This window comes from Psychrobacter sp. D2 (assembly GCF_013608135.1).
Lineage (GTDB): Bacteria > Pseudomonadota > Gammaproteobacteria > Pseudomonadales > Moraxellaceae > Psychrobacter > Psychrobacter cryohalolentis.
In genome coordinates, this window is sequence record NZ_JACDXZ010000007.1 from 18796 (window position 1) to 38727 (window position 19932).

Sequence of the window (19932 nt, forward strand, 5' to 3'; positions counted from 1 at the left end):
TGTAGTAGGGTATTCATCAATAGGTTACGCAGAAATCAGCTAGACGTTGTATGGCGAAATAGCTTAGCATAAGGTATTAGTTAGCATAATAATTTAGCGGTATAGCTAGGCACGTTACAGAATATTGATCATTATCACATGATAAGACAGCTTATAAGCTAGCATGAATTCTTAAACAAGACACTTGAGCCTATAAAATTTATATTAACATCGTTAGGATTTTTGATGCCCACATCGGTTAACCCTGCTATACCTCATTTACTAGATGTTTTGGCACTTGATATGCCGGTGACGGCGCTGGCAGGTGTTGGACCAAAAGTGGCCGAGCAATTGACGCAATTGGGCATTGCCCGTATCTTTGATTTGCTACTACATCTGCCGCGCGACTATGAAGATCGTAGTCGCTTGGTATCGATAGGCGATGTGGCTCATGGACAAGCCGCCATGATTACTGGTCGCGTCGTGCATGTTGATACCAATCGCAGCGGCATGACGGTGATTGTAGATGATGACACGGGTACGATATCTCTACGCTTTTTTAAGGTATATCGTGGACTTGCTCAAACTATGTGTCTAGGTGCCCATCTGCAATTATTCGGTGAAGTCAAAGTGAGCCGCTACGGTAAGCAGATACATCATCCTGAATATCAAATTATCAGCAGTAACGAGACGGTAGTAAATACGGGTTTACAGCCTATTTATCCAAGCGTTAAAGGTTTACATCAAAATAAGCTGCGTACATTAATTAAGCTTGCGCTGCAAACGGTTCGTAGTCAGGGCTTGCCGATGACTTTATTTACGCCTGAGGATTTTTCAGTCGTTGCGGATTTGCTATTAGTGCCTTTTGAACCAGCTAAAATACCGATAACCGAGCCAGATTATCCAGAAGATATCTTTTCCACCCTCGCGCGTAGTGTGCCTGACAACAGTTTTAGTAGTAGTGTTAGTGATAGCAGTAACAGTAGCGTCAATAGAACGAAGCCCTCTTTTTATCATAGTCGAAATAATACCAGTTCCGATGCTATAAGTATGGCTAACAATAACGTCTATAATTTAACCATATTTGAAGCGTTGGTATTACTGCATACGCCGCCTACTTATACTGATGCTGGTCAACAATACAAATTATTAACCCAATTAAGCGCTCGTACTCATGCTGCTTGTCAACGCCTCATTATTGAAGAGTTGACTGCACATCAGCTCAGCTTATTATATCGCCGTCAGCAATTGCATCAGTATAAAGCGCCAAAATGTGCTATCCAAAGTCCATTGGCAGATGAATTATTTGGTGCGTTACCATTTGATTTAACGGGCGCGCAGGAAAGAGTTATGAGGGATATTACCGCTGATATGGCGACTTCAATACCAATGCTCAGATTGGTACAAGGCGATGTTGGCGCTGGTAAAACCTTAGTCGCGGCAGGCGCGGCGGGTTATGCATTAGATAGTGGTTGGCAGGTGGCGGTGATGGCACCGACGGAGATTTTAGCGGAACAGCATTTGGTTAATTTCAAAAACTGGTTTGAGCCGTTAGGTATTGGGGTCGGTTGGTTGGCTGGTAAACAAACCGCGAAGCAGCGCCGCGAAGCGTTAGAAGCGGTGAGCGAGAATACCGTACAAGTAGTCGTTGGTACTCATGCGCTTTTTCAGGACCAGGTGCAATTTGCCAAATTGGGTTTGGTTATTATCGATGAACAGCATCGTTTTGGTGTTGAGCAGCGTATGGCATTGACCAATAAAGGCGTGGCTGGTAGCACACCGCATCAGCTAATTATGACTGCAACGCCCATTCCGCGGACGCTAGCGATGAGTGTTTATGGCGATATGGACACTTCTATTATCGATGAGCTACCACCAGGGCGTACACCAATTACTACCGTAACAATTGACCGCAACCGCCGTGATGAGGTGATTGAACGTATTGCAGTTAATTGTGAAGCTGGCAGGCAGGCATATTGGGTGTGCTCACTGGTAGAAGAATCGAGTGTACTCGATGCGCAAGCTGCTGAGGCGGCTTATGAAGATTTGAGCGAGCGTTTAGATATTCGTATTGGCTTGGTGCATGGCAAAATGAAAAGCGCTGATAAACAAGCCATTATGCAAGCGTTTAAGGCAGGACAACTTGATTTGTTAATAGCTACCACAGTTATCGAAGTGGGTGTTGATGTGCCTAATGCTTCTCTGATGGTCATTGAAAATGCAGAGCGATTGGGTCTATCGCAATTGCACCAATTACGCGGGCGAGTCGGGCGCGGTTCAACAAAAAGCTATTGTGTGCTGTTGTATCAGAAGCCGTTGTCGGAGACAGGTACAGAGCGCTTAAATGTACTGCGAGATAGTACCGATGGTTTTGTCATTGCGCAAAAAGATTTAGAGCTGCGTGGTCCGGGCGAGTTATTAGGAAAGCGTCAAACAGGTAATGTCGGCTATTATTTGGCGGACCTTATTCGGGATGAGCAGTTATTTGCTATTGCCCAGCGTTTGGCAAAGCATCTGATTGCAGATCCTGCACGTAAAGCCGATGTCAGCCAACTGATTCATCGTTGGATGCCAGAGGCAAGTCGTTATACCAATGCTTAATGATAGTTAACTCAACCTGTTTTCTATTACTGGTTACCATAAAAAAGCCATTATTTTCTTAAAATAATGGCTTTTTTATGGTTTTTATAAATCATTTATCAACCAATAATTAACACTGTATTCTTATTTTAATGAACTAATATTGACTTATGTGTTCATGAGTTATTATTGAACTATGATTATTTGTGTGGCAGTTTACGATAATGGATTGGCACAGTGTCTTCCATGCGTTTGCTAGGATATCGCGTTTTACATAATGATATATGGTTAAAATATGCGTATTTCTAGTCGTTTTATCGATTCTAACAGGACGTTAGGATGAGAACTTGATTAACTTCATAGTGGCAATCTATCTGCTTTTTCTGATGACTACTGTGCCATTCATGCTTTTTATTAACGACCTGAATTTATTAACAAGGATGTTTCATGAAAAAGACGTTAACCTTCGTTTGTGCTATCGCCACACCATTATTATTTAGCCAGTCTGCTTTTGCTGCATTCGATTATTTTAAAACCGATGGTAGCTTCAAACGCTTTTCGGTCTCTGCTGGCTGGTTGCATGCCTCTCCGCAAGGCACGGCCAATCCTCTAGAAAATACGACAGCCATTAAAGATGGTACTGTCGCTAAAAACGGCAGTGTTAAAATAAAAACTGTCAGAGAGGTTATTGATCCTGATCAAAGTGAGCTTACTAAAGTTAAAGTAAATACAGGCCTAACTGCTATAGGGGTAGTAAGCTTTAGAGGTGAAGAAACTGATTTGTCTAGAACTACCCTAGGTGATGTATCAGGTCAAGTTAAGCTTGGCGGTTTAGAGAATTTCAGCAGTCCAGGTACGGGTCTTGAGTCTGCTGATGTTGATACTTTTGGTTCGCTATTTAACTATTATCTAAATGATAACTGGTCGATTGAAGTCAAAGCCGGATTTCCTCCTAAAGTAGATATTATGGGTAAAGGGAAAGTGTATGCACCTATATCTGGTGAGGTTACAGCTGGTGGAATAGGAGAATATGCACTACCAAAATTTAAAATTAAAAAAGAACAGCTTATAACCGATTTAGAACAAGGTGATGGCGTGGCATCTAGGGCTCGCGCATGGCTACCGGCAGCGGGGGTGCAATATCAGTTTGGCAAATCTGGGGTCAATAAGTTTCGCCCTTATGTCGGTGCTGGGGTCATGTATGCCTATTTTAACGGTATTGAGCTAAATGATGGTATTCGTAAAGATTTAGAGGCAGCTGGACATCAAATTCAGAATATCAAAGATGGTCAAGCTGGTGCTGCGCTAGAAAATGTGCCATCCAATCGAGAGATGAACGTGGATGTGGAGGCAGAAAGCGCTTTTGCACCTATCGTCACTGTTGGCGCTACTTATGATTTCAACGATAGATGGTTTGGAGTCGGGTCATTGTCTTATGCAAAACTGGACAGCGATACGACCATCACCGTTAAAAATGATAAGAATGAAGAGTTGATTCGATCGAAAGCTCACCTCGATATCGATCCTTATATTACTTTCCTTGGCGTCGGCTATCGTTTCTAATAGAAGATTTATAGTAACTACAGAATAGTAGGATAAACATAGCGCACATTCTTAGGAATGTGCGTTTTGTCTTACGATCTACAAAAAGAATCTCTATCCTGTCAAATTCATTAATAAGCAGTATGTATTGCTTATCACTTTTAATATGTTCGCTTGGAGCGTTTTTACATCTGCCGATATTGAGTCAGTATGGAACTTACGAAGCTCAGACACTATATATATAAATCAGATGACAACTTAATATATGCTATGCTCAATAAATTTACGAACTATTGTAGTCACAAACAGCATTTTGACCATATAAAGATGCTCGTTTAACGTAATGCTAGCCTATTTTCACCTATTATTTTCCTCATATTATATATCCTTATTATTGCCTGTATTGACAGAGAGTTATCATGAGCGATGTTGAAGACAACAAGCTGCCAGTTGAATCTGAGCTACCCCCATACCGCCAATCTGATGCGCGAGCATCTAAGCCTTTATCAGATAAGCCATTATCAAAATTTCCTTTATGGTTATTACCAGTATTGGCCATTGTGCTCGTTATTGGGGTATTGGTTGGTAAGTACTGGGGCAATGATGAGGAAGCGAGCAATGAGTTGCCCGTTGCTAACAGTGTGCAAAACGATAGCGCTAACCTAAAAGATGCTAGCATCGAGCAAGCTGTATTATCGGTTGAAACAGTGCTACCCAGCCAAGATAATATTGGTAATACGCTCAGTGCTGATGGAACCATCAATGCTAAAGATGTCGCTAATGTCAGTGCCAAAGTAAACGGCGTAGCGATTGAACGGATATTGGTCGAAGAAGGTCAGCGTGTTAAAGCTGGTCAAATACTGGCTGTATTTGATACCGACGCGATGGAGCAGCAAGTCTTGCAAGCAGAAGCAGATGTTGCCGAAGCAGAAGCGACGCTTGCCAATGCCACTGCCGATGCCGCCCGCGTCCTGCCACTTATTGATATTGATGCCATTAGCAAGCAAGAAGCGGATCGCTATCGTACGGCTAAACTACAAGCGCAGGCGTCACTGCAAGCCTCTAAAGCTCGACTGAGTACGCAGCGCTTGAGTGTCAATAATGCCAATGTGGTTGCACCGGTTAGCGGTATTATTAGTGAGAAAATGGCTGAAGTTGGTATGGTTGCTGGTGGAGACCCACTATTTACTATTATCAAAGGTGGTATTTTGGAATGGCGTGCGGATATCGATCCTAAGCTGATTGGTGAGGTTAATGTTGGCACACCAGTGCAAGTTAACCTACCGGGCGGCGATTCTGTCATGGGGCAGGTCAGTCGCATTGCACCAACTGCTGATAATAATAGGCAAATTACCATTTATGCTAGCCTTGCTGCTAACGCAAAAGTACGAGCAGGCATGTATCAAACGGGCGAGTTTTTATTGGGTAGTAGCAGCGCTCAAACGGTTCCTAATAGCGCCATTGTCAGCAATGACGGCTATGACTATGTGATGCTAGTGACCAATATCAGTACTAAAGACGGTAAAAACGGTCACAACATTGGCCGTATCAAGCAACAACGTGTGACCCTTGGCGAGCGCTTTGGCGATAGTATTATGCTCACAGAGCCACTCCCTGCAGAGAGCCGACTTGTAAAGCAAGGGGGAAGCTTCTTAAATAATGGTGACTTGGTACGTGTCGTTGATGGTCTGAGTCAAACTGGTAAGCAGGCTACTAGCACAGACACGCAGGCGCGCTCATGAGTTTAAATGTTTCCGCCTACTCGATTAAAAATCCATTAGTGGCTATCTTGCTGTTTGTACTGCTGACATTAGGCGGCATCTATGGCTTTATGCAAATGAAGGTGCAGCAGTTTCCCGATATTGACCTACCAGCGGTGGTGGTCACGGTTACTTTACCGGGCGCTGCGCCATCGCAGCTTGAAAACGATATTGCAAAGAAGGTGGAAAATAAGCTCACCAGTATTGAAGGCGTCAAGCACATTCGTACGACGCTACAGACGGGCGCCGCTACTATGGTCGCTGAGTTCGTCTTAGAAAAAGACATCCAAGAAGCGGTTGATGATGTGCGCTCGGCAGTCGGTGAGGTACGTGGCGATTTGCCTGCCGCTGCCAATGACCCTATCGTTACCAAAGTCTCAACATCAGGATTCCCAGTCGTCACGTACTCTGTCGCTGCTGAAAACATGAATGTAGAAGACTTGTCTTGGTTCGTCGATGATACCGTCACTAAGCGTTTATCTGATATACCCGGTGTCAGTACTGTCAGCCGTATCGGCGGTTTGCAGCGTGAAATTACGGTTGCCGCTGACCCTATTACCTTGAGTGGTCTAAAGCTTTCTATCATACAATTATCCAATCAAATCACCGGTATTCAGCAAGACAGCTCAGGCGGTGAAGCCGAAGTCGGTAAAACCACGCAGACCATTCGTGTACTTGGTGCTGTTGAGCGCTCAAGCGAGCTGAATAATTTGCAAATAGCCGTCCCTACCGGCGGTACGCAAGCGCTTGGACGTATGGCGAAAATTACGGATGGCGCGGCTGATCCCAGCTCTATTGCCAAGCTCGATGGGCAAACGGTGGTTGCGTTCAATATTACGCGCTCGCGTGGTGCCAGTGAAGTGGAAGTCATGGAGCTGGTTGACGCTGAGCTTGCCAAGCTGTCAGCAGATGTGGGCAATATTAGTATTGAAAAGGTTTATGATCGGGCAACGCCAGTCGCTGAAGATTATCAAGCCTCATTACGCATGTTGATAGAAGGTGGTTTGCTTGCCGTAGTCGTGGTGTTCTTATTTTTACGCAATATCCGCGCGACTTTTGTGGCTGCTGTGGCATTGCCATTGTCCGTCATACCTACTTTTTTGGGTATGTATCTGTTTGGTTTTAGTCTTAACATTATCTCCTTATTGGCATTGTCGCTGGTCATTGGTGTACTGGTCGACGATGCCATTGTAGAAGTTGAAAATATCATTCGTCATTTGCGTATGGGTAAGACGCCTTATGAGGCGGCAATGGAAGCAGCAGACGAGATTGGCTTGGCGGTTGTTGCCACTACCTTTACCTTGATTGCCGTATTTTTACCGACTGCGTTTATGGGCGGAATTGTCGGGCAGTTTTTTCGGCAGTTTGGTTGGACAGCAGCATTATCAATATTTGCCTCGTTAATGGTTGCGCGCCTTATCACACCGATGATGGCAGCATATATATTGAAACCAGAAAAGAAGCACGTTGAAAAGCAGAGCGCGCTGATGGATTGGTATCTTAAAGTGGTCTCATGGACACTAGATCATCGCTGGATTACGATGGGTGCTACCTTAGTATTGTTTGTGGCTTCATTGGCTTTGGTAAAATTATTACCCACCTCTTTTATACCTGACAATGATATTGACCAAACACGGGTGGCGATTGAGCTGACACCCGATGTGGCGTTAGCGGACACGGAACGAGTTGCCGCGCTGGCAAGTGAGCGTATTTTAGCCATGCCTGAAGTAACCAATATCTTTACGTCGGTAGGTGAGGCGCAGGCGACAATGGACTCAAACTCTAGCGGTGGCAAGGCAGAAAATATAGCAGGTCTAGATATTGTACTTGCGCCAAGAGCAGAGCGCGGCTCTAAGCAAGAGATTGAGCGTAAGATGAGTACTATATTGGCAGAAGTACCCGGTGCGCGCTTTACGGTCGGGTTATCGAGTGGTGGTGAGACAGGTTATAATTTTTCTTTGACCAGCACCGATCCGCAACTGCTTGAGCAAACGGTGCAGCAGATGATGTCAGAGATTCGTCTGTTACCGACGGCAGGTTCTGTAACCAGTGACCGTAGTCTACCGCGCCAAGAGTTGACCGTCACACCAAATAGGCTAGCAATGGCGGATAAAGGGGTGACGACGCAAGACATCGCCACGACCTTACGTGTAGCAACCGTTGGTGACTATGAGCAACGTTTGTCCAAGCTGAATTTAGATACGCGGCAGATACCAATTGTCGTGCGCTTGCCAGATATCGCTAAGCAAAACGTCAGCCAACTCGAAGGTCTATATGTACCAAGTGCGCTACCAGCAGGACAAGGCGTGCGTGTTGGCGAAGTTGCGACACTCGACTTTGGTACTGGACCTGCGCAAATCAGTCGCCTTGATCGTGAGCGGGCGATTAGTATTACTGTTCAGCCTGCCAATGGTGAGCTTGGTGATTTGGTACAAGCGGTCAAGAGCATACCTAGTATGCAACAGCTGCCAGCCTCTATTACTATTATTGATCAAGGACAAGCAGAAAATATGGCCGAGTTATTTAGCGGCTTTGTGATTGCAATGTCTGTCGGCGTGGTCTGTATTTTGGGCGTACTTATATTATTATTTGGACGCATTTTGCAGCCATTTACGATTCTCATGGCATTGCCCCTGTCTATCGGTGGTGCCTTTGTCGGCTTGGTAATTACCAATAGCAGCCTGTCGATGCCCTCGATGATTGGTTTTATTATGTTGATGGGCATTGCGACCAAAAACTCTATTCTTTTGGTCGATTATGCACTGATTGCTCAGCGGCGCGGCTTAGCACGTTTTGAGGCGATTATCGATGCTTGTCGTAAGCGTGCGCGCCCGATTATTATGACTACCATTGCGATGGGTGCGGGCATGCTGCCATTGGTCTTTGGTTGGGGCGATGCCGATCCGACGTTCCGTCGACCGATGGCGGCCGCCGTATTGGGTGGTTTGGTCACTTCAACTTTATTAAGCTTGGTCGTCATTCCAGTTGTCTATACGCTGATGGATGACCTATCAGGATGGTTTGCTAAGTGGCTTGCTCCAAATGGTAAGCCAGATAGAGTGACTGAGGAAAAATAGCAGCTCTAACAGTATTACTGTTAGTAAGCGACATAAAAAGCTCAAACTATATTCAGGTATAGTTTGAGCTTTTTATGGGTAAGATGTTAGCTACTAGATTAATTCAAGCTACTATGAGGTCAAAGAGTCGTAATGTGTGTTATTGGGAGACAAGTTACCAAGGTAATGGGCTTTAATTATGGTTCTTTGTATGACGTTAGTCTGAAACTGGTAAGTTTAGTGGTTTAGTTGAGCAAGTCTTTGTTATAGTCGATTCAGTTAAATTTATCAAAGAAACGGTTTATATCGATATTTTGATGCTATCCGTGTCTTGATCATTACTAGAACTATAAACCAGTTTCTATACATATTAGAAAACAAGGAATAACTATGATTAATGCTTATGCAACAAAAGAAAAAGGCGGCGAGTTTGTGCCTTATCAATATGATCCTGGCACATTAGGGGATCATGAAGTAGAAATCGAAGTACATAGCTGCGGTATCTGCCATAGCGATTTATCGATGTGGCAAAACGAATGGGGAATGACCCAATATCCGTTTGTAGGTGGGCATGAAGTCGCAGGAAAAGTACTCGCAAAAGGCAAACACGTCAAGCACCTAGAGCTTGGCGATAAAGTCGGGCTTGGCTGGCATAAAGGATATTGCAACGTTTGTGATCTATGTATCGGTGGAGACCACAATCTATGCCCTGAGCAAGAAGGGACTATCATTGGTAATCATGGCGGTTTTGCAGATAAGGTACGCGCAAAAGATACGAGCGTCATCAAGATACCTGAAGGGCTTGATTTTAATGCGGTAGGACCACTGTTATGTGGCGGTGTTACGGTGTTTAATCCGCTTATGCAGTATGACATCACGCCAACCTCAAGAGTAGCTGTTATAGGTATTGGTGGTTTAGGTCATCTAGCGCTGCAATTTGCCAATGCGTGGGGCTGTGAGGTGACGGCATTTACCAGTGAATCAAAAATGGAAGAGGCAAAAGAGATGGGCGCTCATCACTCATTAAACTCAAGAGAGGATAGTGAAATTGAAAAAGCAGCTGGTTCTTTTGATTTAATCATATCAACAGTGAACGTCGATATGAACTGGGATGTTGTGATCAAGACTTTGAGACCAAAAGGTAAGCTACACTTTGTTGGACTGTTAGAAGCTCCATTAGAGATATCAGCTGCACCAATGATTATGGCTCAAAACAGTCTGTCAGGCTCACCAGTTGGATCACCGTCAACCATGCGAAAAATGCTGGATTTTGCCGCTCGACATAATATTCAGCCAGTGACTGAAACGTACAAAATGTCTGAGATAAATGAAGCATTTGAGCGCCTAGAGAGTGGTAACGCTCGCTATAGAGTGGTATTAGAAAGAGACTAAAAGTCATTAAAGGTAATAAGGCATAGTCATAGTAGTGATACCTCATTTAATGAAAGACGGGGTATCGCTATTTTTTTTGTATTGTACCTCTACTTTCTTTAAGCCATTTTTGCTTTTTTTTGAGCGCATAAAAAACCCTTGCTATGGTATTAAACAACAGCAAGGGCTAATAGTTGAGTAAATAGAATGAATTGTCTAGTATGATACTTTATTACTCGCTAACAATAAATATTGTTAAATTAGTAAATATTATTCGACTGTAACTGATTTTGCTAGGTTACGTGGCTGATCAACGTCTGTACCGCGCATTACTGCGACATGATATGACAGCAATTGTACTGGCACGCTATAAACAATCGGCGCAAGCGTTTCGCAAACATCTGGCACATACACCACGTGCAATCTATCTGCTGCGACCATTTGACTGGATTCGCTCGCAAAGATAAACAACTCACCATGACGGGCATGAACTTCTTGCATATTGGCTTTTAACTTATCAAACATACTGTCTTTAGGTGCTAGCACCACGATAGGCATGTCTTTATCCACTAATGCCAATGGTCCGTGCTTCAGCTCGCCTGCCGCATAACCTTCAGCATGAATATAAGAGATTTCTTTTAACTTTAATGCGCCTTCTAGAGCAATTGGGAACTGTAAACCACGACCTAGGAATAAGCAGCTTTTCTTATATTCAAAATGCTCACTCATGATCTTGATAGGCGCGTCGAGGTGTAAGCTGGCATGGAGCTGACCCGGTAGTTGTTGCAGTTGACCAAGCAGCGTGCTCAAATTTTCGTCAGTCATGCGCTGTTGGGTTACACCTACCTTTAATAACAATAACATCAGTGCTGCAAGCTGAGTAGTAAAGGCTTTGGTAGATGCCACGCCAATCTCAGGACCGGCAAGCGTTGGTAAGAAGATATCCGTTTCACGTACCAATGATGAGGTTGGCACATTGCACAATGCCAGACTAACCAGTCCAATAGGAGACTGTTTTTGAATATCACGTAGTGCAGATAAAGTATCAGCAGTCTCGCCCGACTGAGAAATACAAATCACTAAAGAGTTATCAATGACGACTGGATTGCGATAACGGAACTCACTGGCAACTTCCACTGAGCAAGGCAGACGAATAAGACTCTCAAACCAGTATTTTGCGACCAGACCTGAATGATAGCTGGTACCACAAGCGATCACTTGTACGTGCTTAATGCCTTTTAATTGCGTTTCATGACGTTGCAGAAAATCATCACGCAGTTTAGTTGGCTCATCATTATCTAATGCCATCTCGAGAGTACGAGCGACAGCATCTGGCTGCTCGTAGATTTCTTTGAGCATATAATGCTTAAATTCGCCTTTGTCCGCATTGTGTTGTGCTGCGTCAATTTCATGGATTTGGCGTGTGACCTCGACACCATCAGCGTAAACCTGAATACTGTTACGCGTTAATCGGGCAATATCGCCTTCCTCTAGATACATAAAGCGATTGGTCACTGGTAAAAGTGCCAATTGATCGGAGGCGATAAAGTTTTCGCCAATACCGACGCCAATCACTAAAGGAGAGCCTAAACGTACCGTAATAAGCTCTTCTGGGCAATCAATATGGATAACGCCAAGGGCAAATGCGCCATGTAATAAAGGAGTGACAGTGCGAACGGCTTCTAATAAGTCAGGCGTTGCTTTATAGATATCGTTAATAAGATGCGCGACGACTTCGGTATCGGTTTGCGAGGTAAACTCGTACCCTTTGGCAATTAATTCTTCTTTTAGCTCGGCGTAGTTTTCAACGATACCATTATGTACCACAGCAATCTTACCTGAAACATGCGGATGGGCGTTACGCTGAGCCGGCTCGCCATGCGTTGCCCAGCGTGTATGCGCAATACCAATATGACCATCGAAAAACTCTGGGTTGACTGCGACGGCATCGACTAAGGCCTGAACTTTACCCACTTGGCGCTCACGGTGGAGCTCGCCATCACGAATGACAGTCAGACCAGCAGAATCATAGCCTCTATATTCTAGGCGCTTAAGTCCCTCAAGTAAGATATTGGCGATATTACGCTCAGCCACTGCTCCAACTATTCCGCACATAACTATTCCTTAAATTTAATTATTAGTATTTCGATATATGACGATGTCTGGTTAATCTATAAATATAAATAAGCAGCACCACAAATCATTGTCGTACTGCTTGAGATTGCTAAGAGCCGTTTTTATTTAGCTAACTGTCAACGCTGCCATTATTTTTTAGTCGGACGCTTAAAGTCATTTTTCTGTGTTTGACGAGCACGACCAAAGGCTAGTGCATGAGCATCAACGTTTTTAGTAATCACTGAACCAGCTGCCACAGTAGCGGTATCACCAATTTTCACTGGCGCCACTAGACTTGAGTTAGAGCCAATAAAGGCATTATCTTCAATGATGGTTTGTGATTTATTCACACCATCATAATTGCAAGTAATCACACCAGCGCCAACGTTGACACCAGTACCAATAGTGGCATCACCAATATAGCTTAGATGATTAACCTTGCTACCATCACCAATCGTTGATTTTTTAATTTCGACAAAATTACCGACTTTGCTGTTGTCAGAGAGTACGGTCTCAGGACGTAAATGTGCAAAAGGACCAATATCTACACCTGCGCCAACTTCAGCGCTATCAATCACGCAATAAGGTTTTATATGACAAGCGTTGCCTATCTGGGCGTTTTTAATGACACAGCCCGCTTCAATATAAACATTATCACCTAAGACACAATCACCCTCAAATACCACACCCACATCGACAAACACGTCCTGACCTGCGCTCAAGGTGCCACGAATATCGACACGAGTAGGGTCAGCGAACTGTACGCCAGCTTCTTGTAAGTCGGCGACAAGTTTACCTTGCCATGTACGCTCTAAGCTAGCAAGTTGTTGACGGTTATTCACGCCTTCAATCTCAAAGGTATGCTCAGGCTCAATCGCTGCAATAGTGATGCCATCAGCAACCGCCATTTTGACAATATCGGTCAAATAGTATTCTTGCTGCGCATTGTCATTTGATAGCTTGGGCAAAAATTTATGCAATAAAGCATTATCGACGCAGTAAATACCGCTATTAATTTCTTGTATCTGTTGCTCATCGCTATTGGCGTCTTTTTGCTCAATAATGGCTTCAATATTGCCATCTTTATCACGTTTAATACGACCAAGACCAAATGGCTTATCTACGGTTAGCGTCAACATAGACATGCCGTCAGTATTGGCATTTTGTAGTGTCGCTAACGTTTGGCAGCTAACCAATGGCACGTCGCCGTAAAGAATGAGGCTTTGTCCATCTTTTGGTAGCGCAGATAGAGTCACTTTGACCGCATGTCCCGTGCCCAACTGCTCAGTTTGGGCAACCCAAGTAATGGGCAAATGCGCATATTGCTGGTCAATGTGATCTTGTACTTGCTCGCCACCAAAACCATGCACAATGATGGTGTCATCAACCGTCAATTGATGGCAAGTGTCTAACACGTGACCTAGCAATGACTTGCCAGCCAATGTCTGTAGCACTTTTGGCTTAGCCGACTGCATACGCGTGCCTTTACCAGCAGCGAGGATAATTACCGAAAGAGAAGATGTCATAATAGCCCTACAAATGTAACAAAATATAATTTGGGATTATAGCGTAAATTGGCATTTAACTAAAACGCTATGTCGTGACCTCTTTGTAATTCAGCTATCGCTAACAGCAATATTAAATGATGAAAGTTGTTTTGTTATCCCTATCTGGTTACAAGATAAAATAAATGCGCTGCTAATGTAAAATTAGAGGATTATATTATAAATAATAACCCAAACTGCCGCTGCCATAATGCCAGCAATAATGTCATCTAACATAATGCCTAGACCACCAGCGACTTTTTTATCTGCCCAGCCAATGGGTGGTGGCTTAATGATGTCAAAAAAGCGAAAAAGTATAAAGATCATGATCAGAGCAGCGACAGAAAAAGGTTGCGAGATATTGTGCCAAAAATTACCGTCAGCAATACCTATATAGGACAACGGCAATAAGGTAATCCATATACCTGCCCACTCATCCCAGACGATATGTGGGTCATCATGACCACCCATCAAATCTGAGGTGCGACCACATATCCAGATACCAATGATGCAAGATAAAAGTGTAATAATTAAAAATGGTATAAAACCTAAGCTTAGTAGCGGTATTGCAACGATTAAGCCGCCAACCGTACCCCAAGTGCCGGGCGCCCGGCGAGGTAAACCACTGCCCAAGCCGATACCTAGCCAATAAACTGCGCGGTCAAGCATGGTGGCGTTGACTGACAGAGGAGGGCAATCATTGGCTTTACGGACATCGGGCTTAACTAGGTCGTGATCGGTCATGGGTTAACCTGCAAAATGTTGGTAACCCGTAAGATTGGGCCAAGTAATAAACGGTGAGGGATGGGTGGGTGTCACTGGCTGATCTTGATAATAAAGTTCAGGACGTTTATGCGCCGCATTATCTGTATTTCTATCACTCGCCAATGCAATCACATTACCAATGTAAGTCACAGGCGTATTAACGTCGGTACAAGAAGACGGCTCGATATGGGGAGGCAAGGTAAAAGCCAACTCATAATCATCGCCACCAGCCAATTGACACAATAGCCGCTCAGATACATCGATACTAGCTAAAGGGTTACTGGTAGGAAGAGCTTCCAAATTAAGTCTCATAGCGATGCCGCTTTGCTCGCAGATATGACCAAGATCTTGATAAAGACCATCAGAGATATCTATCATTGACGTTGCACCGATTTGTGCTAGTGCTGCACCTAAGCTAATACGTGGTGTTGGCATATGAAGTCGATGCGCAAGTTCAATACCGATAGCATTATCAGGGTGCTGTAAGGCATAAGCGGCATCGCCCAGTGTACCTGATACATAAATTTTATCACCGACTTGCGCACCTGAGCGATAGACAGCGGGAGTATCTGCGGCAAGCAGCCCTTGGGCACTGACACTTAACACTAAGCTATCATTACGGGTCGTATCGCCGCCGATAAGGGTTACGCCAAATAACTGGCAAGCATGAAATAAACCTTTGGCAAATTCAGTCAGCCACTGACTATTAGCAAGGCGCTGAGGTAATGCTAATGCCAGTAAAATGCTATGCGGGGTGGCACCCATAGCCGCAATGTCCGAGACGTTAACGGCTACCGCTTTATAACCAATGGCAAATGCCAACTTGTTAATCTGATCCCAGTCTTCACTAAAGTGACGACCTTGAACGAGTGTGTCAATACAGCTGACTAAGCGCGCACCTTGCGGCAGTGCCATCACAGCCGCATCATCACCGATGCCCTTTTCGACAGCGTTAGATGATGACTGCGTGGCTTGCATTTGCGAAAATATACGCTCAATCAGCTCAAATTCATTCATGGCTAGTCTTTGCTTTTTTCATCAGCATCATTTAATTCAGCACTTTTTGTATCAAAATCAGCGCTATTCGAGTCAAGTAATTCGACCTCTGCTGTAACTTTGTCATTGCTAGCAGCGATGTTTTCTTCTACTGGCTGATCATTGGCAATGTTTTCGGCAGTAACGGCAATCTCGTCTGCTTTATCAACGATGACTGTTTCGATGCTAGTCGGTTTAATAATAATTTCCTCAACCGTATTTTGAGTATCGTTCTGCTTACTGGCTTTGTAATCAGTAATATTTGCCAAAGCTTTACTGACACTATTGCGTTTAACACTGGCATTATTAGCACTGATACGTGGTTTATTTGATGCTGTTGGCTTTTCTTCGATATCACTATTATTAGCATTGATATCTGTGTTTTTATCCGCTTTAGTAACAGGCTTAGCTGCCGCTTTTTGTGAGGTGCGAAGATTGGCTTTACTATCTGCGTCTACTTCGGGAGCACGTAGCTCAACTGCCATTCTATCTAAGACGGCATTAATCAGTTTATGTGCATCGGTTGCACCAAAGTGATTGTTTAGCTTCATCGCTTCATCAAGTACCACTTTGTACGGAATTTCTAAACGATTTTGTAGCTCATAAGCGCCAACCAAAAGAATGGCATGTTCAACCGTATCGAGTTTATTGATTTCACGATCTAGATGCTGGCTAATAAGCGCATCTAAGGCATCAATCTGCTCTGGGATATCACGCATCATTTCATGATAGTAGCCAATATGTACAGTATGCATAGCATTAGTCGCGCGTGTACGAGCAGCAATATCGTGCGGGGCATTGGCTTTCCAGCCAAGCTTGCCATCGATATCAAAACGGCGGTCAGTAACCAGCCATTCATATAGACCTTGCATAGCAAAGCGGCGTGCCTTACGGATAGCAGTGTGACTGGTCTTATAAGAAGACTCACTCATATCAAAGGTTTGATCGCCCGCACTGCTGCTCGCGATGCGCGTGGCTTCAGCTTGTTGGTCATTAACTTGTGCGGTTTGTGCAGCGCTAATAGCGCGCTTGAGTTGGTCAGTCATAAGGGGTCTATACCTAGTTTTTGAGATAATAAGTTTAAAAATAAAATGTTAAATAGTGGTCGACTAGCAAATGTTGCTAGTCAGTCTTGGAGATGGATGTTCGATAATCATTTAAAATATTAATGCTAATGCTATTGTAAAGTGCTAAGGGCTATCGTTATAACCATAGCCCCGTTTCAAACAATAAATAATAATTTTATACTCATAAATGCGGCTAACAGTGAGTGCAATTAAGCGTCTTCGCTGCAATCATCAATGTCTAACTGTGATAACACGGCAAGCATTTCTAATACAACCATCGCTGCTTCTGAACCTTTATTACCAGCTTTAGTACCAGCACGCTCAATCGCTTGCTCGATGCTGTCGGTCGTCAATACGCCGTTTGCTACTGGAATATTATAGTCAATGGCAACACTGCTTAAACCTTTAGCAGATTCGCTTGCGACAAAGTCAAAATGCGGCGTGCTACCACGGATAATCGCACCCAAAGCAACGATAGCGTCAAAGCGATCAGACTCAGCAGCGCGCTGTGCAACCAATGGCAACTCGAAAGCACCCGGCACACGAATCACAGTGATGTTACTGCCCAATACGCCATGACGAAGCAATGCATCAATCGCACCATCAACCAATGACTCAACGACAAAACCGTTAAAACGACCGACGACGATACCGATACGCACGTCCTCGTTTTGATGTAAATTGCCATCAATATGGGTCACGTCATTGCGTTGCTGTTGTAAATTTGACATAAAAAATCCTTTGCCGAATAGGCTATTAATAGAAGTATAAGAATCTAAGTATTAGGAATCTAAATATATTGCTAGGTTCAAATCGCTTATTTAATTGGCTAGTGACCAGATAAATAGGCAGTAAAATGAACGAAAACCAAATGATAATAAGCAGTTAGCGCTATGATAACATTTTTTGCTGCTATATTTGTATTTTACCAACGTCTTACAAACGCATTTGTATCCCTTGCGCTGCCATATATGCTTTGGCTTCTTGAACGGTATACTCACCAAAGTGAAAAATACTGGCAGCAAGGACGGCATCGACGCCGCCTTCTAATACGCCTTCGGCTAAATGCTGTAAGTTACCAACACCGCCTGAGGCAATGACAGGTACGTTAACGCGGCTGGTAATTTGTTTCATAAGCGCCAAATCGTAGCCTTTTTTGGTGCCATCGCCATCCATAGAAGTTACCAATAATTCACCGGCGCCAAGCTCAGCCATTTTGCTTGCCCAAGCGACGGCATCAATGCCCGTTGGCTTACGACCGCCGTGGGTAAAAATCTCCCAACGTGGCATGATAATGCCATCAACCTCAATATCAGCAACGCGCTTGGCATCGATAGCAACGACGATACATTGATTGCCGAATTTCTGCGAGGCTTCACCGACGAACTCAGGGGTAAATACTGCAGCAGAATTGATCGCCACTTTATCGGCGCCAGCATTAAGCAAATTACGAATATCGGCAATTTTACGCACGCCGCCGCCGACAGTTAATGGCACAAATACCGTTTCCGCCATACGTTCTACCGTATGGTAAGTGGTGTCACGCTCGTCATTGGTCGCAGTAATGTCCAAAAAAGTAATCTCATCGGCGCCTTGTTCATTGTAGCGTTTCGCTACCTCGACAGGGTCACCTGCATCTTTGATATCGACAAATTGTACGCCTTTGACCACGCGCCCATTATCAACGTCCAAACAAGGGATGATACGCTTTGCTAACATAGGGTCTTTCACCTTATAATCAATTCATTCTATAAGCGCTAGTCTAGCAAAATCACTGCCATCTCAGGCAGGTTTTCGCAAGATTAATGTGCTTTTTGCCAAAGTTTATCTATAAGCGGTGCAATCGTCGCCATCACCGTCTATATTTATTCTATTTACCTTTATTTAATTGCCATAAGTGAGATGTCATGTCCGTCTATACCCAGTTAACCGATGACCAATTTGCTACCTTTTGCCAACGTTTTGGCGTGTCATTCGCGCGTGCCATTCCGATTACCCAAGGTATCAAAAACTCTAACTGGTTTATTCAGACGACTGATGATGTAGATGGTGCACATTCTTATGTGTTTACCTTGTTTGAAGAGCGTCCACCAGAAGATATCGAAAAAATGGCGGTTATCTTAAACCAATTAGATGGTAAATTGCCGGTAGCGGCGCCGTTATCACTCGTTGATAGTGCAGAAAAATGCTATGTCATACGCTATGACAATAAAGCGATTACCTTAGTGCCATGCCTAGCAGGTTCGCATCCACAGCAGACGACGCAAGCCATGTGTCATGAAATTGGCGCATCTTTGGCAGTATTGCATGAAACGCTACAACAGCTACAGCCTGCGGAAGAATATGGCGTGCCTTTGTATCCATGGAGCGAGGTACGCGACCGTGAAAAGCAGTTTATGCCAAGCGACGAAGCCAAATTGATGAGTGATATTTGGCAATCTTATACGGACTTGCCACTTGCCACTTTGCCAAAAGGCTTATGTCATTTAGACATGTTTGCTGATAATACTTTATGGAACTTATCTTTAAATAACAGTCAAAAAGGTGAAGCGCGTCTGACTGGGTTATTAGATTTCACCGAAGTCAGCGTTGAACATTATGTGATGGATATTGCCATTACTATTAATGACTTTTGTACTACTTGGGGTATGGCTGAACAAGGCGAGTCGGTAAACTTTGACCGCAGTAAAATGGCGGCTTTTTTGCAAGGCTATGAGTCGAAACGCATGCTCGGTGAAGATGAAAAGCGTGCCTTACCAGTGATGCTCGCAAAAGCCGCGGTGATTTTTTGGCTGCTACGTTTAAACGTTATCCATTACAACCGTACCGAAGGACGTACCGGTGATAACATCATGGTCAAAAACCCTGACTTGATGAAGCGTCTAGCCGCTTATCATTGGTCACATGTTGAAAAAGCACAAAATACGGTATTTGTACTGCTAGCTATTAATAATAAGATCGAAAAGCCGATAGCCGGTGTGTTTAGCAGTATTACGCAAGCTGAGCAAACATGTGATAGTTTAGGTAATAGCAGCGATTTTATTATTAAAGAATATACGCTCGATCAATTAGTATAATTTTTTTTGAGCATTCCTGTATCAAACATATAAAGGCGACC

At 43.9% G+C, this 19932-nt stretch carries 13 protein-coding genes; 6 read left to right on the forward strand and 7 right to left on the reverse strand.

What is annotated here, in order from left to right:
* Positions 1-225 precede the first annotated feature (225 nt).
* From recG to H0262_RS09650, 5 genes are all read left to right on the forward strand, one after another.
* The gene (gene recG, locus H0262_RS09630) at positions 226-2580 is read left to right on the forward strand and encodes an ATP-dependent DNA helicase RecG (RefSeq protein WP_181210609.1); all 2355 of its coding nucleotides are present in this window, start codon (positions 226-228) and stop codon (positions 2578-2580) included.
* Between the two features lie 426 nt (positions 2581-3006).
* Positions 3007-4122 carry an OmpW family protein gene (locus tag H0262_RS09635; protein WP_181210610.1) on the forward strand — a complete coding sequence of 372 codons (1116 nt, stop codon included), beginning with the start codon at positions 3007-3009 and terminating at the stop codon, positions 4120-4122.
* Positions 4123-4520: 398 nt separating this feature from the next.
* Positions 4521-5843 (forward strand): efflux RND transporter periplasmic adaptor subunit, encoded by a 1323-nt coding sequence (locus H0262_RS09640; RefSeq protein ID WP_181210611.1) that lies wholly within the window; start codon positions 4521-4523, stop codon positions 5841-5843.
* Positions 5840-8938 carry an efflux RND transporter permease subunit gene (locus tag H0262_RS09645; protein ID WP_181210612.1) on the forward strand — a complete coding sequence of 1033 codons (3099 nt, stop codon included), beginning with the start codon at positions 5840-5842 and terminating at the stop codon, positions 8936-8938. The genes H0262_RS09640 and H0262_RS09645 overlap by 4 nt, the downstream gene beginning before the upstream one ends.
* 369 nt (positions 8939-9307) lie before the next feature.
* On the forward strand, positions 9308-10309 hold the full coding sequence (locus H0262_RS09650) for an NAD(P)-dependent alcohol dehydrogenase (protein ID WP_181210613.1): 1002 nt from the start codon (positions 9308-9310) through the stop codon (positions 10307-10309).
* A gap of 249 nt (positions 10310-10558) precedes the next feature.
* Here the strand turns inward: H0262_RS09650 and glmS are convergent, their stop codons facing one another.
* The 7 genes from glmS to hisF form a co-directional block, all read right to left on the reverse strand.
* Positions 10559-12403 (reverse strand): glutamine--fructose-6-phosphate transaminase (isomerizing), encoded by a 1845-nt coding sequence (gene glmS / locus H0262_RS09655; protein ID WP_181210614.1) that lies wholly within the window; start codon positions 12401-12403, stop codon positions 10559-10561.
* A gap of 149 nt (positions 12404-12552) precedes the next feature.
* The gene (gene glmU, locus H0262_RS09660) at positions 12553-13929 is read right to left on the reverse strand and encodes a bifunctional UDP-N-acetylglucosamine diphosphorylase/glucosamine-1-phosphate N-acetyltransferase GlmU (protein WP_181210615.1); all 1377 of its coding nucleotides are present in this window, start codon (positions 13927-13929) and stop codon (positions 12553-12555) included.
* Between the two features lie 183 nt (positions 13930-14112).
* A complete protein-coding gene (locus H0262_RS09665; RefSeq protein WP_181210616.1) occupies positions 14113-14691 on the reverse strand; it encodes a phosphatidylglycerophosphatase A in 579 nt (192 codons plus the stop codon).
* Between the two features lie 3 nt (positions 14692-14694).
* Positions 14695-15729, reverse strand: coding sequence for a thiamine-phosphate kinase (gene thiL, locus H0262_RS09670; RefSeq protein WP_181210617.1), 1035 nt, complete (start codon positions 15727-15729; stop codon positions 14695-14697).
* A 2-nt stretch (positions 15730-15731) separates the two neighbouring features.
* Entirely contained in the window at positions 15732-16793 is a 1062-nt protein-coding gene (gene nusB / locus H0262_RS09675; RefSeq protein WP_259275449.1) for a transcription antitermination factor NusB, read from the reverse strand.
* A 230-nt stretch (positions 16794-17023) separates the two neighbouring features.
* On the reverse strand, positions 17024-17545 hold the full coding sequence (gene ribE, locus H0262_RS09680; protein WP_181210618.1) for a 6,7-dimethyl-8-ribityllumazine synthase: 522 nt from the start codon (positions 17543-17545) through the stop codon (positions 17024-17026).
* A gap of 205 nt (positions 17546-17750) precedes the next feature.
* Positions 17751-18533 (reverse strand): imidazole glycerol phosphate synthase subunit HisF, encoded by a 783-nt coding sequence (gene hisF, locus H0262_RS09685; protein WP_011514696.1) that lies wholly within the window; start codon positions 18531-18533, stop codon positions 17751-17753.
* 188 nt (positions 18534-18721) lie between these two features.
* On the opposite strand from hisF, the gene H0262_RS09690 reads away from it, so the two are divergent.
* Positions 18722-19891, forward strand: a complete 1170-nt coding sequence (locus H0262_RS09690) for a homoserine kinase (protein ID WP_181210619.1) — start codon at positions 18722-18724, stop codon at positions 19889-19891.
* The last annotated feature ends 41 nt before the right edge of the window (positions 19892-19932 follow it).

Coding starts and splice junctions, on each gene's coding strand:
- recG (WP_181210609.1), top strand. CDS start 226: ATGCCCACATCGGTTAACCCTGCTATACCTCATTTACTAGATGTTTTG.
- H0262_RS09635 (WP_181210610.1), top strand. CDS start 3,007: ATGAAAAAGACGTTAACCTTCGTTTGTGCTATCGCCACACCATTATTA.
- H0262_RS09640 (WP_181210611.1), top strand. CDS start 4,521: ATGAGCGATGTTGAAGACAACAAGCTGCCAGTTGAATCTGAGCTACCC.
- H0262_RS09645 (WP_181210612.1), top strand. CDS start 5,840: ATGAGTTTAAATGTTTCCGCCTACTCGATTAAAAATCCATTAGTGGCT.
- H0262_RS09650 (WP_181210613.1), top strand. CDS start 9,308: ATGATTAATGCTTATGCAACAAAAGAAAAAGGCGGCGAGTTTGTGCCT.
- glmS (WP_181210614.1), bottom strand. CDS start 12,403: ATGTGCGGAATAGTTGGAGCAGTGGCTGAGCGTAATATCGCCAATATC.
- glmU (WP_181210615.1), bottom strand. CDS start 13,929: ATGACATCTTCTCTTTCGGTAATTATCCTCGCTGCTGGTAAAGGCACG.
- H0262_RS09665 (WP_181210616.1), bottom strand. CDS start 14,691: ATGACCGATCACGACCTAGTTAAGCCCGATGTCCGTAAAGCCAATGAT.
- thiL (WP_181210617.1), bottom strand. CDS start 15,729: ATGAATGAATTTGAGCTGATTGAGCGTATATTTTCGCAAATGCAAGCC.
- nusB (WP_259275449.1), bottom strand. CDS start 16,793: ATGACTGACCAACTCAAGCGCGCTATTAGCGCTGCACAAACCGCACAA.
- ribE (WP_181210618.1), bottom strand. CDS start 17,545: ATGTCAAATTTACAACAGCAACGCAATGACGTGACCCATATTGATGGC.
- hisF (WP_011514696.1), bottom strand. CDS start 18,533: ATGTTAGCAAAGCGTATCATCCCTTGTTTGGACGTTGATAATGGGCGC.
- H0262_RS09690 (WP_181210619.1), top strand. CDS start 18,722: ATGTCCGTCTATACCCAGTTAACCGATGACCAATTTGCTACCTTTTGC.